Annotated in this window: 14 protein-coding genes; 8 read left to right on the top strand and 6 right to left on the bottom strand. The window is 66.3% G+C overall.

Features of this window, described 5'->3' with window-relative positions; genetic code table 11:
• The first annotated feature begins 140 nt into the window (after positions 1-140).
• Positions 141-1,154, top strand: coding sequence for a TIGR00266 family protein (locus ACZK4H_RS00165; protein WP_099552629.1), 1,014 nt, complete (start codon positions 141-143; stop codon positions 1,152-1,154).
• 179 nt (positions 1,155-1,333) lie between these two features.
• A complete protein-coding gene (locus ACZK4H_RS00160; RefSeq protein WP_099604037.1) occupies positions 1,334-2,326 on the top strand; it encodes a patatin-like phospholipase family protein in 993 nt (330 codons plus the stop codon).
• Between the two features lie 46 nt (positions 2,327-2,372).
• Here the strand turns inward: ACZK4H_RS00160 and ACZK4H_RS00155 are convergent, their stop codons facing one another.
• Positions 2,373-3,116, bottom strand: coding sequence for a hypothetical protein (locus ACZK4H_RS00155; RefSeq protein ID WP_099554107.1), 744 nt, complete (start codon positions 3,114-3,116; stop codon positions 2,373-2,375).
• A 147-nt stretch (positions 3,117-3,263) separates the two neighbouring features.
• The gene (locus ACZK4H_RS00150; protein WP_046985032.1) at positions 3,264-3,749 is read right to left on the bottom strand and encodes an Lrp/AsnC family transcriptional regulator; all 486 of its coding nucleotides are present in this window, start codon (positions 3,747-3,749) and stop codon (positions 3,264-3,266) included.
• A gap of 125 nt (positions 3,750-3,874) precedes the next feature.
• On the opposite strand from ACZK4H_RS00150, the gene phhA reads away from it, so the two are divergent.
• On the top strand, positions 3,875-4,768 hold the full coding sequence (phhA, locus tag ACZK4H_RS00145; RefSeq protein WP_099554110.1) for a phenylalanine 4-monooxygenase: 894 nt from the start codon (positions 3,875-3,877) through the stop codon (positions 4,766-4,768).
• Positions 4,769-4,871: 103 nt separating this feature from the next.
• Here the strand turns inward: phhA and ACZK4H_RS00140 are convergent, their stop codons facing one another.
• The gene (locus ACZK4H_RS00140) at positions 4,872-5,927 is read right to left on the bottom strand and encodes a LacI family DNA-binding transcriptional regulator (protein ID WP_099554112.1); all 1,056 of its coding nucleotides are present in this window, start codon (positions 5,925-5,927) and stop codon (positions 4,872-4,874) included.
• A 238-nt stretch (positions 5,928-6,165) separates the two neighbouring features.
• Between ACZK4H_RS00140 and ACZK4H_RS00135 the strand changes: the two genes are divergently transcribed.
• From ACZK4H_RS00135 to ACZK4H_RS00120, 4 genes are all read left to right on the top strand, one after another.
• Positions 6,166-6,756: a cysteine dioxygenase family protein gene (locus tag ACZK4H_RS00135; RefSeq protein WP_099554114.1), complete on the top strand. Its 591-nt coding sequence runs from the start codon at positions 6,166-6,168 to the stop codon at positions 6,754-6,756.
• Between the two features lie 113 nt (positions 6,757-6,869).
• Positions 6,870-7,508, top strand: coding sequence for a bifunctional 4-hydroxy-2-oxoglutarate aldolase/2-dehydro-3-deoxy-phosphogluconate aldolase (eda, locus tag ACZK4H_RS00130; protein ID WP_099554117.1), 639 nt, complete (start codon positions 6,870-6,872; stop codon positions 7,506-7,508).
• 96 nt (positions 7,509-7,604) lie between these two features.
• Entirely contained in the window at positions 7,605-8,633 is a 1,029-nt protein-coding gene (adhP, locus tag ACZK4H_RS00125) for an alcohol dehydrogenase AdhP (RefSeq protein WP_099554118.1), read from the top strand.
• A gap of 127 nt (positions 8,634-8,760) precedes the next feature.
• Complete coding sequence (locus ACZK4H_RS00120) at positions 8,761-9,153, top strand: hypothetical protein (protein WP_099554120.1); 393 nt, start codon at positions 8,761-8,763, stop codon at positions 9,151-9,153.
• Between the two features lie 71 nt (positions 9,154-9,224).
• On the opposite strand, the gene ligD is transcribed toward ACZK4H_RS00120, so the two are convergent.
• From ligD to ACZK4H_RS00105, 3 genes are all read right to left on the bottom strand, one after another.
• A complete protein-coding gene (ligD, locus tag ACZK4H_RS00115; protein ID WP_099554122.1) occupies positions 9,225-11,711 on the bottom strand; it encodes a DNA ligase D in 2,487 nt (828 codons plus the stop codon).
• 3 nt (positions 11,712-11,714) lie between these two features.
• A complete protein-coding gene (gene ku / locus ACZK4H_RS00110; protein ID WP_099554124.1) occupies positions 11,715-12,635 on the bottom strand; it encodes a non-homologous end joining protein Ku in 921 nt (306 codons plus the stop codon).
• 164 nt (positions 12,636-12,799) lie between these two features.
• Positions 12,800-13,198, bottom strand: a complete 399-nt coding sequence (locus tag ACZK4H_RS00105; RefSeq protein WP_004132921.1) for a hypothetical protein — start codon at positions 13,196-13,198, stop codon at positions 12,800-12,802.
• 145 nt (positions 13,199-13,343) lie between these two features.
• Between ACZK4H_RS00105 and ACZK4H_RS00100 the strand changes: the two genes are divergently transcribed.
• Complete coding sequence (locus ACZK4H_RS00100; protein WP_099554126.1) at positions 13,344-13,688, top strand: hypothetical protein; 345 nt, start codon at positions 13,344-13,346, stop codon at positions 13,686-13,688.
• Positions 13,689-13,712 lie beyond the last annotated feature (24 nt).

Raw genomic sequence — 13,712 nt, 5'->3', positions numbered from 1 at the left:
GAGGGGTGGTAAAACGGCGCTACCAGATAATTGTTGCAATACAGCACCTACGCCGCAAATGCCCGCCGTTCATGGCCCCGTCGCCGGCGCCCCCGGGCGCTCGCTAGACTCGGGGTTTCCACCGCGACGGACCCGCCGCCATGACCCAGTGGTACTTCCATGCCTCCGCCCAGGCCGAGCGCATCGGCCCGCTTGATGACGAGGCCGCGCGCCGCTACGCGCAGGCCAATCCACGCGCCCTGGCCTGGTGCCAGGGCATGAGCGGGTGGACGCCGATCGCCGAGGTGGCCGAGCTGCAGTCCGCGGTGCCGGGCATGCCCAACACCCCGCCGCCGGTGCCGGCGGGCACCAGTGGTCGCGCCGACGACATCGAGTTCCGCATCGTCGGCCATGAAATGCAGTTCGTGGAGATCGAGCTCGACCCCGGCGAGAGCGCCATCGCCGAGGCCGGCGCGCTGATGTTCAAGGACGCCACGGTGCAGATGGACACGGTGTTCGGCGCCGCCAACGGCGAGCAGAGTGGATTCATGGGCAAGGTGATGGCCGCAGGCAAGCGCGTGCTGACCGGGGAGAGCCTGTTCGCTACCGTCTACACGCAGAGCGGCCACGGCAAGGGCAAGGTCGCCTTCGCCGCGCCCTACCCCGGCACCGTGCTGGCGATGAAACTGGACCAGCATGGCGGGCGCCTGATCTGCCAGAAGGACAGCTTCCTGGCCGGTGCCCGCGGCGTGCAGATCGGCGTGCAGTTCCAGCGCAAGATCATGACCGGCCTGTTCGGCGGCGAGGGCTTCATCATGCAGAAGCTGGAAGGCGACGGCTGGGTGTTCATCCACGCCGGCGGCTGCGTGGTCGAGCGCGAGCTGGCTGCCGGTGAACGCCTGGACGTGGATACCGGCTGCGTGGTGGCGTATCACCCCACGGTGGACATGGACGTGCGCCGGGTCGTCGGCATCAAGAGCATGCTGTTCGGTGGCGAGGGCGTGTTCCTGGCGACGCTGACCGGGCCAGGCAAGGTCTGGCTGCAGTCGCTGCCGTTCTCGCGCCTGGCCGGGCGCATGTGGATGGCCGCACCGCAGGGCGGTGGCCAGAGCCGCGGCGAAGGTTCGGTGCTGGGGGGTCTTGGCCGGATGCTGGACGGTGACAACCGGTTCTGACCCACTCGTTTGGCAGGTGCCGACCTTGCTCGGCACTGGAATCTGCGTGTGCCGACCAAGGTCGGCACCTACCGGGGTCGTTTTTTGCTGAATAGGCAACTCCCCCACCCTGCCCGCCCCGCCACGGCTTCGGTATGCTGGCGCCCTTTCCTGAATCCGGCGCCGCGAGCGCACTGCCGATGAGCCTGTTCCGCCCCCGCATGCTGCTGTCCGTCGCCCTGATCGGCCTGCTGGCCGGCTGCGGGGGCGACCCGGTCCGCCCCACGCCGCCACCGGCTCCCACCGTGGTGCCGCAGGCCAAGCCGGTGAAGATCGGTATCGCGCTCGGTGGTGGCGCAGCCAAGGGCTTCGCCCACATCGGCGTGATCAAGATGCTGGAAGCCAACGGCTTCGAGCCGGTGGTGGTGTCCGGCACCAGCGCCGGCAGCGTGGTCGGGGCCCTGTATGCCAGCGGCATGGACGCGTTCCAGATGCAGAGCAAGGCGGTGGCGCTGGACGAAGCCAGCATCCGCGACGTGCGCCTGTTTTCCGGTGGCCTGGTGCAGGGCCAGAAGCTGCAGGACTACGTCAACGAACAGGTCGCCAACCGCCCGGCCGAGCGCCTGAAGAAGCCGTTCGCCGCCGTCGCCACGCAGCTGGAAACCGGCGAGCGCGCGATCTTCGTACGCGGCAACGTCGGCCAGGCGGTGCGCGCGTCGAGCAGCATTCCCGGTGTATTCGAGCCGGTGAAGATCGGCGGCCGCAACTACATCGATGGCGGTGTCGTCAGCCCGGTGCCGGTGGATGCCGCGCGCCAGCTCGGCGCCGACTTCGTGATCGCCGTGGACATTTCCAGCAAGGCCAGCGGCAAGGCGCCGACCGACATGCTGGGCATCGTCAACCAGTCCATCTCGATCATGGGCCAGCGCCTGGGAGAGCAGGAACTGGCGCGCGCCGACATCGTGATCCGCCCGAAGGTACTGGACATCGGCGCTGCCGATTTCAGCCAGCGCGGCACGGCAATCCTGGAAGGTGAAAAGGCCGCGATGGCAGCGATGCCGCAGATCCGCGCGAAGATCCAGCAGCTGCAGCGCGCGCGTGCCGCGGCAGCCGCACCGGCGCCGGTGGCGGCGCCGAAGTGCGAGGAAGCATCGCGCCTGGGCAGGCTGATGGGCCGCAAGGAGAAGTGCTGAGGGCAACCCGCTCCATGCGGGTCACCCCCAGGGGCCTCACGACGGGTCAGGCGCCGATCTGGGCCAGTGCGTCGTTGGCTGCGGCCGTCACCGAGCTGCCGTAGCCATGGATGTACGAGCCGTTGCAGACCAGCGTGGCGTGCAGAATGACGCCATTGATTTCGGCCTTCTCGAAGTTGCAGCTCTGGCCTGCCGCTGTGGAATAACGCATCAGTCGCATGGCGATGACGTTGGCGTCATCGATGCTGGCACCGAGCCCACTGATGGACCAGCTCTTCAGGGTCTGCGTGTTGCCGCAGTCGTAGCGGAAACGGAACCCCCAGGATTCCGGATAGTACGAACCCTGCAGGGGCGCTGAGCAATGGGTACCCGTGGCCGCCATTTCCGTCGCGATGGCCAGCGAGTTGCGCGCCGCGGTGGTGGGTGAGTTGCCCACGCCGGCAATCGGCCAGCCATTGCAGACGAACTGGGCGAAAACACCCTTGCCGTAGGCACCACTAACGATGCTGCTGGCATCCGCGCTGCAGCTCACGCCAGCCTGCAGCACCGCCATGAAGCCGTTGAGGTTCTCCACCGCTTCATTGACCGAGACGCCGATTCCATAGACATAGCTGCCATTGCACTGGCGCTTGGCCAGCGTCGACGAGTTGCTGGTCATGCCGACGAATTCAGTGGTACCGCAACTCAGCGCCAGAGGTTGGGCGTTGGCGATCTGGGGGGAAGCGCCCGCAGCGGCCGGCATCAGGCCAGCGACAAGCAGGGCAATGACTGGAGCAAGGCAGACTTTCATGTCGATCTCTCCGGACAGGGTTGTCCAGTGAGTCTAGGAAGGCTGATTGCGTCACTCTGTCAGAGGTTCATCCGTCTCACCGTAGGAAAATGCCTTGCGTCGCCCAGGATGCAAAGCAAGTCACGCTCTCCCACATCCGCCGGATGATCACGGCTCCAGCTGCGAAAGCGGCAGTGCCTGGAAACCCTTCACCGTGCGCAGCACGAAGCTGGAATTGGCATCGGCCACGCCACCGGCGTTGAGCAGCCGGTCCAGCAGGAAGCGCGAGAAGTGCTCCAGGTCGCGTACGTAGACGTGCAGCAGGTAGTCCATGTCGCCGGTCAGCGCATGGCAGGCCACCACCTCGTCCCACGCTTGCACGCTGTCCACGAAGTGGCCGATGGCGGCCTGGTCGTGCTTTTCCAGCTGCACCCGCACGAAAGCCTGCAGGCCCAGCCGCAGCTGCCGTGGTTCCAGCCGCGCGCCATAGCCGACGATCACGCCCTCGCTTTCCAGCCGCTGCAACCGCCGCAGGCAGGCCGAGGGTGAGAGGTTCACCCGCGTCGCCAGCTCGGCGTTGGTGGCGCGCCCATCACGCTGGATTTCAGCAAGCAGGCGTATATCCGTGCGATCGAACTGGACTTCTCCGGCCATTGTTGCCCCGCAACATGGTGAGTACGCAAGGATATTGCGCCAACAAGGCCAATCGACGCAACTTTTGCAACCCTGTTGCGCGCCCCCTGCCCTAGCATCGTGGGTATCCCATCCAGGAGTGCCCCATGGACCTCGCCCAGCCCCGCCGCGTCGAACACCAGCAGACCGACAAGGGCTACGTGCCGGTGTATACCACCGCGCTCGTCGAGCAGCCGTGGGACACCTATACCGCCGACGACCACGCCACCTGGAGCACGCTGTACCAGCGCCAGCGCGAGCTGCTGGTCGGCCGCGCCTGCCAGGAGTTCCTGGATGCACAGGACGAGATGGGCATGAGCGCTCACATGATTCCGCGCTTCGACCAGCTCAACGAAGTACTGGGCGCGGCCACCGGCTGGACCCTGGTCGGCGTCGAAGGCCTGCTGCCGGAACTGGATTTCTTCGACCACCTGGCCAACCGCCGTTTTCCGGTGACCTGGTGGATCCGTCGCCCGGACCAGATCGACTACATCGCCGAACCGGACCTGTTCCACGATCTGTTCGGCCACGTGCCACTGCTGATGAACCCGGTGTTCGCCGATTACATGGAGGCGTACGGGCGCGGCGGCGTCAAAGCGCACGCGATCGGCCCGGATGCGCTGCAGAACCTGACCCGCCTGTACTGGTACACGGTGGAGTTCGGCCTGATCGATACGCCCGAAGGCCTGCGCATCTACGGTGCCGGCATCGTGTCGTCGAAGGGCGAATCGCTGTACTCGCTGGAATCGGCCGCGCCCAACCGCATCGGCTTCGACCTGCAGCGCATCATGCGTACGAAGTACCGCATCGATACCTTCCAGAAGACCTACTTCGTCATCGACAGCTTCGAGCAGCTGATGCAGGCGACGTCGCCGGACTTCACCCCGATCTACGCGGCACTGGCCGACCAGGCGCACCTGCCTGCCGGTGACGTGCAGAACGATGACCGCGTGTTCCAGAAGGGCACGGGGGAAGGCTGGGCCGACGGCGGCGACGTGTAGGCACAACGCGCACCGCTTCGCAGTGAAAACGGCGCATCTGGGTGCGCCGTTTTCGTTGTTGCCTGCCTGCGCCGTTGCAGCGGTGCAGGCAAGGGCAGGGCGCTCAGGCGTCCACGGCCCGGCAGGAACCGCGCACCATCAGCTGTGGATGAACGCTGGCCGCAGTCGGGGCCTCAGGCACCCCGGTCTGCACCAGCATCGCCGCAGCCATGCGGCCAATGTCGGACACATGGCGGCGCACCGAGGTCAGCGGCGGCCACAACCGCGAGGCCAGCGGGCTGTCGTCATAGCTGACGATCGACAGCTGCTGTGGCACGGCAATGCCCGCACGCAGCGCAACCTGGTAGACACCGGCCGCCATCTCGTCGTTGCCGGCGAAGATCGCGCTGGGCCGTTGTCCGCCCATCAGCAGGCGCTCTGCGGCATGCACGCCGGACTCGAAGGTATCGCCCGCTTCCAGCACGCGCTCGCCCGGCAAGGTCAGCCCCACCTGGGCCAACCGGTCAAGGAAGCCATGGGTACGCTCACGCGCCGCGCGCCGGTCTCCCGGCCCGGCGATCACTGCGATGTCACGATGGCCGAGCGAGAGCAGGTAACCCGCTGCTGCTGCCGCGCCATCGCGATCGTGGGTGACCACCGCCTGCACTTCATCCTCCGACGCATGTGCATTGATGCGCACGTAGCGGCAGTCGATGTCGTCCAGCATCTGCGCGAGTGCAACCGATTCGGATGCACGCGGGCCGAGGATCACCCCATGCAGCTTCTGCTGCTGCACGAAGCGGCGCACGCCCTGCGCGCACTCCGGGTCCTGGCTGTCGCAGGGATGCACCACCAGCTCATAACCGGTGCCGCGCAGCGCTTCCAGCGCGCCATGCTGCAGGTCGACGATGCATTGGGCGCCCGGGTCGTCATACACCAGGCCGATCAGGAAGGAGCGGCGGAACGCGAGCCCGCGCGCCAGGGGGTCGGGCACGTAACCGACCTCGCGCATCAACGCCTCGACCTTGTCGCGGGTGTCCTTGCGCACCAGCGGCGAGTTGTTGATGATTCTTGAAACCGTTTTCTTGGAAACTCCCGACAGTCGTGCGATGTCGTTGATCGTGGCAGCCCTGCCCTTCGATGCCGGCAACGCGGCATCGCTAATAATTCGCACTGACATGTATAGAACCAGGTAAGTCGGAGAAGTCTAGCCTTGCGCCCGTCGGGCGCGAAGTTGCGGAATGTCGCAGCTGGAGCGGAACACGTCGTGTTCGACACGTTCTACCGCGTGAGGTTCCATTGTGATCGCTCTACAGCATTTGCATCTGAACCGTTTTTCACGCGTGCTTGCCATGAATGCGGGTGCGACGCGCGCGAACACCAACATTCCCTTAACCAGGCTCCGCTACAGTCGGGGCATGGACCTGCAGACCTCTCCGTTTCCGGCGTTCCGTGGCCGTGACCGGTTGATCGCCGCAGTCGACGCGGCGATGACCTCCGGTGATGCCGAGCGCATCACCGCCGACCTGCAGCTGGCGCTGCAGGAAGCCATCGCGGACAGCCGCATCGAGTTGCCCGAATGCGTGCACCGTCCGGTCAGTGATCATTACGCGCGACGCCCGCTGTACCACAGCCGCGAACACGGCTACAGCGTGATTGCCATGAGCTGGGGCCCAGGGCAGGGCACGCCGCTGCACGACCACGATGCCATGTGGTGTGTGGAGGGCGTGTGGTCGGGCGAACTGGAGATCACCCGCTATGAACTGCTGGAGTGCGCCGGCGAGCGCTGGCGCTTCCGCCGCCATGCCGTGCTGCGCGGCGGCTGCGGCAGTGCCGGCAGCCTGATTCCACCTCACGAGTACCACACCCTGCGCAATGCCAGCGATGAAGCCCTGGCCATTTCGGTGCATGTGTACGAAGCGCCGATGGAACGTTCGGCGGTGTTCGATCCGCTTGGGGGTGACTGGTACCAGCGCCGTATCCAGGCACTGCAGGCCGACGCGGTCTGAACCCGTCGCAGGGCAGGGTACCAGCGCCTTCGCAGCGCGCATGGCATCATGCGCCGCTGCGCTGCCGGACCCGGCGGCGATCCGCAATGCCCCGTCGGGCAAGGAGCAAGACCATGTCCAGCGCTGATCCGCGCCTGCGTGCGCTGTTGAAGCTGGCACCGGTGATTCCGGTGTACACCCCCGAAGACGTGAATGAAGCCGTCGAGGTAGCCCAGGCGCTGTTCCGCGGCGGCCTGCCGGTGATCGAGGTGACCCTGCGCACGCCGCAGGCGCTGGACGCCATCAAGGCGATGGTCGAGGCCGTGCCGGATGCAGTGATCGGCGCCGGTACCGTGCTCAATGCCGCACAGATGCAGGCAGCGCAGCAGGCCGGTGCGCGTTTCGCGGTGTCCCCCGGTGCCACGCCGGCGCTGTATGCCGCCGCTCGCGATGCCGACCTGCCGTACCTGCCCGGTGCCGCCACCGCCTCGGACCTGATCCTGGGCCTGGAGCACGGCCAAGACACCTTCAAGTTCTTCCCGGCGGTGCAGGCCGGTGGCGCTGCGTTGCTGGCGGCCTGGCACGGCCCGTTCGCCGATGTGCGGTTCTGCCCGACCGGTGGCATCAGCGCGCAGACCGCGCCGCAGTTCCTGCACCTGTCCAACGTGCTGTGCGTGGGCGGCTCGTGGCTGACCACGCCGGCGCTGCTGCAGACCCGTGACTGGGACGCCATCGAACGCCTGGCCCGCGAGGCGTCGGTGCTGGCCAGCTGAACCTGCCGCACGAATCCTCGAGGGTTTGATCGTGATCAAAGCGCCGGCCTCGAGCCGGCGTCATTCTGTGGGCAAGCGCACTACGGAGATCCGAACATGAATTCGACCATGAAGGCTGCCGTCGTGCGTGAGTTCGGCAAGCCACTGGTGATCGAGGAAGTCCAGGTACCGCGCCCGGGGGCGGGCGAAGTACTGGTCAGGATCGAGGCCTGTGGCGTCTGCCACACCGACCTGCACGCCGCCGAGGGCGACTGGCCGGTGAAACCGAACCCGCCGTTCATCCCCGGTCACGAGGGCGTGGGGCACATCGTGGCCGTGGGAGGCGGGGTAGGGCACGTCAAGGAAGGCGACAGGGTCGGCATCCCCTGGTTGTACTCGGCGTGTGGCCATTGCGAACACTGCCTGGGCGGCTGGGAAACGCTGTGCGAAACGCAGCGCAACACCGGCTACTCGGTCAACGGCGGCTTCGCCGAGTACGCACTGGCCGATGCCAACTATGTCGGCCTGCTTCCGAAGGAAGTGGGCTTCGTCGAGATCGCGCCGGTGCTGTGCGCCGGCGTGACCGTCTACAAGGGCCTGAAGGTGACCGACACCAAGCCCGGGGACTGGGTGGTGATTTCCGGCATCGGCGGCCTGGGCCACATGGCGGTGCAGTACGCCCGCGCGATGGGCCTGAACGTGGCCGCGGTGGACGTGGACGACAACAAACTGGCATTGGCCCGGCAGCTCGGTGCACAGGTCACCGTCAACGCGCGCACCACCGATCCGGCCGCCTTCCTGAAAAGGGAGATCGGCGGCGCGCATGGCGCCCTGGTCACGGCGGTGTCGCCGAAGGCGTTCGAGCAGGCGCTGGGCATGGTTCGCCGTGGCGGTACCGTTTCGCTCAACGGCCTGCCACCCGGCAACTTCCCGCTGGACATCTTCGGCATGGTGCTCAACGGCATCACCGTGCGTGGCTCGATCGTGGGCACCCGCCTGGACCTGCAGGAATCGCTGCAGTTCGCCGCCGAAGGCAAGGTCGCGGCCACGGTCAGTACTGATCGCCTGGAGAACATCAACGATGTGTTCGCGCGCATGCACGCGGGCACCATCGAAGGCCGCGTGGTGCTCGACTTCGCCGCCTGACCGCCTGTGCATGGCCGCCGCTGCTCCGTACCCCTCTCCCACGGGCACGGCGGCCGTGCCGACCCATCGGTAGTGCCGGCCGCTGGCCGGCAACCTCAGGCACTTCGCGCCGCCGTACAATGCGCGCATGCCCGGCCTGCTCAAGACCCTGTTCCTGTCCATCGTCGCCCTGATCGGCGGCGTGCTGTCGCTTGCGCTGGTCAGCAGCGTCGCCGGCTGGCTGCCGCCGTTGCTGGGCCTGTCGCCGGACAGCAACAGCGTGCAGCTGGGATGGGACCTGGTCTTCAGCGTACTTGGCGGCATCGCCGGCATTTCCTTCGCCACCTACTACGCGCCCTGCTGGCCGCGTTCGCATGGTTTTTCCATCTGGTCGCTGATCGCGCTGGGCTGCGGCTATGCGATATGGACCACAGGCGCGGATTTTCCCCTGTGGTTCGTCGTTTCGCTGCTGGCGTCACTGCCGCTGCAGCTGCTGGCCGGCTGGTGGTTCGGTCGCCGCGCCTCGCGCGATCCGCGCTGAGCGCACACAGGTAGCGCCGGCCGCTGGCCGGCAACCTCGGCCATCCTGCAGTTGCCGGCCAGCGGCCGGCACTACCGCTTCGGCGACGGCAGCGTCTGCTTCAGCCGCGTGATGCCCTGCCATGGATCCCCCTTCAGCCGCTTCGCGCGCGCCAGTGCCTTGGCCATCGGAAACGCGTCGGCCGCGCTCACCCGGGCCAGTTCTTCCCAGCGCAGCGGCACCGCCACGCCGGCAGCATCGCGCGCGCGCAACGACCACGAACAGACGCTGGTAGCACCGCGTGTGTTGCGCAGCCAGTCGATGAAGATGACGCCACTGCGCTTGGCCTTGCTCATCGTTGCCACGTAGCGATCAGGCTGCTCCAGCGCCATTGCCTGCGCGAACGCCTCGCAGAACGCCTTCGCCTCGTCCCAGCCAGCCTTGGGCTGCAGCGGCACCACCACATGCACGCCCTTGCCACCGGACAGGCGTACGAAGCTCTGCAGGCCAATCTGCTGCAGGCGGTCACGCACGTCGCGCGCTCCCGCTTTCACCTGTGCCCAGCTGACGCCTTCTCCGGGGTCGAGATCGAACACCAGTCGATCCGGATGCTCCGGGTCAGCCACCGTCGCCCCCCACGGATGCAGCTCCAGGGTGTTCATCTGCACCAGCTGCAGCAGGCCCCGCGCATCGTCGATATGGACGTAGTCCTCGCGGCCGCTCTTCTGCTGCAGGGGCACCGCATGCACCGCATCCCCCAGGCCGGGGCCATGGTGCTTCTGGAAGAAACAGGCCTTGCCCACGCCATCGGGGCAGCGCAGCAGTGACAGCGGCCGTCCGGCGATTTCGGGCAGTATCCAGCGCGCCATGCGCTGGTAGTAATCGGCCACGTCGCCCTTGCTCAGTTCCTGCTTTGGAAACACCACCCGCTCCGGATGCGTGATCTGGACCTCGCCTCCGGTTTCGGCATCTGCGGTGCTCATTCCCAGGTCCTCCTTCTGCTTGTCGCTGCGCAACCGCCTGAAACTGGCCTGGCGCAGCAGGCCTTCCTTGCCCCAGCCACGGAACGCCACCTCCGCCACCGCCAGCGGTTCTACCCAGCGCACGCTGGCAGCGCGGAACGGCACATGCGCCGGAAGCTGCAGCACCGGCATCTTTACTGCCAGTGGCTGCAATGCCTTGAGCAGCGCGCGCAGGTTCTCGTCATCGAAGCCGGTACCGACTCGCCCTACGTAGCGCAATCTACCCTTGTCCGGCGTTGCCAGCAGCAACGAACCGAAGCCCACCCGTGAACCCTTCGGCGCCGTGTAGCCGACAATCACGAACTCGTCGGTGTCTTCATGCTTCACCTTCACCCAGCTGCGCACGCGGGTGTTCACATACGGCGCATCCACCTGCTTGCTGACGATGCCTTCGAATCCCGCCTCGCCACTGGCATCGAATACCTGAGGGCCATGGTCGATCACGTGTTCGCTGAACGCCAGGATGCCGGGCGCCGGCCCGATCAGGTCCTTCAGCAGCGCCTTGCGCTCCACCAGCGGTGCACGACTGATGTCCACGCCGGCCACACCCGGAAGATCGAAAACGATGTAGCGCAGCGGTTGTTTCGAGCTACCGTCGATCACGCGCTGCAGCGCTGCGAAGTCACTGCGGCCCTCCTTGTCCAGCACCACCAGCTCGCCGTCCAGGCGCGCATCAAGCACCGGCAGCGCCTGCACGGCCTGCACCACTTCGGGAAAATCATCGGTCCAATCCAGACCATTGCGGGAGCGCAGCTTGACTTCGCCATCGTGCAGGTCAGCCAGCAGGCGATAGCCATCCCACTTGATCTCGTGAAGCCAGCGGTCGCCGTCCGGCGCGCTTTCGCGATGATCGGTCAACTGCGGCTTGAAGGCGGGTGGGTAAGGCGTGTCACGTGCGCCGTGCAGTTTCAGCGCGCGTGCATGCCAGCGTGCATCGGCCTTGCGTGTGACCGTGCGTGCGGCGGGCGCGGCGCGCGCCGCCTTCTCTGCGGAACGCTTCTTCGCTGCAGGCGCCCGTGGCGGTATGGGTGCCGTCAGCAGATCATCCGCCTCGGCGTCGCGCGCTTCGCTGTCATCACGCTTGATCAGCAGCCACTGCACCTGGCGTCCTTTCATCGCCGTCCGCACCAGCTTCCAGCCACCGGCCAGGCGTTGCCCGTGCAGAACGAAGTCGATCTTTCCGGACGCCAACGCCTGTAGTGGATCACCTTCACAGGCCCAGGTGCCGTGATCGAAGACATCGACATGGCCAGCACCATAGTGGCCTTCCGGAATATCTCCTTCGAAGCCGGCGTAGGACAGTGGATGGTCTTCCACTTCCACGGCCAGTCGCTTCTCACCAACCCGCAGCGAAGGCCCCTTCGGCACGGCCCAGCTCTTCAGCACGCCGTCCATTTCAAGGCGGAAGTCGTAGTGGCGCGAACTGGCATGGTGCAGCTGGATGACGAAGATCGGCCGCCGCCTGGGATCAGCGCGTGCAAGCGTATCGTCGGGCTCCGGCGTCTGCCCGGCGCCACCGCCAAGTCTGCGCTTGCGCCGGTACTGGTGCAACGACATGGTTCAACCTGCCTTGCGTCGCTGTGCGGTCTTCTTTGCAGCCTTCTTTGTTGTCTTCTTTACGGCCTTCTTCACTGGCGACTTGGCGGCTGCTTTGCGCGCCGTGGCCTTCTTCGCCGGCGTGCGCTTGTTCGCATCCAGGCTCTTCTGCAGCAGCGCCATGAAATCAACCACATTGGTACTGGCATCCTCACGCGGTGCAGGCTCATCTTCCACCCGCGTGGTACCGCCCTTGGACTTGATGCGCTTGTTCAGCACCTGCTGCAGGCGCTCGCGGAATTCATCGTGATAGTGCGACGGATCCCACTCACCGGACATTGACTCGATCAATTGCTCGGCCATCGCCGTTTCCTTGCCGGTGATACGGTAGTCGCTCAACTTGCCGGCGGGCAGCTTGTAGTCCTCGGGATCCACCAGTTCCTGCGGATAGCGCAGGATGATCAGCACCAGCGCATCCTGCTGCGGCATCACCGCGCATAGATACTCGCGCGTGCGCACTACTACCCTCGCAATGCCCACCTTACCGGTGCTGCGCAACGTCTCGCGGAGCAGTACATAGCCCTTTTCAGCCTTCTTGCCGGGCACCAGCAGATACGGTTTCTCGTAATAGCGCGGGTCGATCTGCGACGCATCCACGAACGATTCCACTTCCACCGCTTCGTGGCTTTCCGGTGCCGCAGACCGGATATCACCTTCCTCCAGCACGACATAGCTGCCCTTGTCATACTCGTAGGCTTTGACGATGTCCTTCCAGGGCACTTCCTCGCCGGTATCGGCATTGACCCGCTCGAAGCGGATCGGTTTGCGATCGCGGGAGTCGAGCATGCGGAACTGGAGATCGACTTTGCGCTCGCCGGACATCAGCGACACCGGCACATTGAGCAGTCCGAACGACAGCGTGCCAGTCCAGATCGGGCGGGCCATGAGCACACCTTTGATGGGGCAGGGTGCCCAGCGTGGGCCGAAGCGCGTAAACCATCCGTGTGCGTGCCGTGCACGTGGGTTCTACGGAAAACGGCAGTGCCGACCGCTGGCCGGCTGAGGCTCGCGGCCTGAAGTTTCCTGGGGTTGCCGGCCAGCGGCCGGCACTACTGCAGCAACGGCCTCACCGCTGCCGCCGGAATATGGTCCAGCGCGCGCCAGGCGTCTTCCACCACCGGCCGCGCCTGCGACCAGCTCAGTCGAGAGTGGCCGCGCATCTGTTCCCAATGCTCCGCCAGTTCCTCGCAGGTATCGGCGGCATCACCGCGTGGCCAATCGGCAGCATGGGTGGTCAACGCGAAGGCATACACCGGGCAAAGGTCACGCCAGTTGCGATGGCTCTGCCCGCGGCGTTCCTCGTAGTCGCTGAGCATGTACTGCAGGTAGTCCTGCGCCACCGCCTGGGGGTCTTCGTGGCGACGCGTACGGCGCTGCGCGGTGCGCTGGCCGAGCGGATCGAGCAGGGCGTTGAACACGGACGGTGCGGGTCGTTCAAGACGGGGCATGGCCGGCTCCTGCAGCGGGGGCGGGTGGGCAGGAATACGCGCGGTGCCGTTACCGGGGGGTGAGCGAGATGTTCATGACGCCAGGTTCGCAGCGGCTTTACCTGCGTGGGGGTGTAGTGGACGCCCCAGCCGAGGTAGCCAGACCATGAGCCGAGAGACCTCCCGAGACCCCTTGCGGGAAAACCACCCGCCCATTCCCGGTGAGCAACGCGGCAAGCGCGATGCCGACAACGCCGACTACCGCGGTACCGGTGCGCCGTTCTTCGATGCCGAGCACGCCGGAGAGCATCTGCCGGTGAAGCACGAGGCTGAACAGGCGGCCCAGGATCGCAAGGACGGTGGCGACCGTCATCGCGGCGGTCAGGAAAGCCCGCTCAAGCGCCGCGAACGCAAGCAGCGCGCCAGCGACAACCAGGACGAGGCACTGGAGGAAACCTTCCCGGCCAGCGACCCGACCTCGCCGTTCGTGCCGGCCAAGGCCCCCGATTGACGGTAGCGCCGGGCCATGCCCGGC

It is taken from the genome of Stenotrophomonas sp. 78350_Sma, assembly GCF_056482105.1.
The sequence above is the reverse complement of the archived record's forward strand: the minus strand, read 5'-3'. Positions and strand labels throughout refer to the sequence as shown.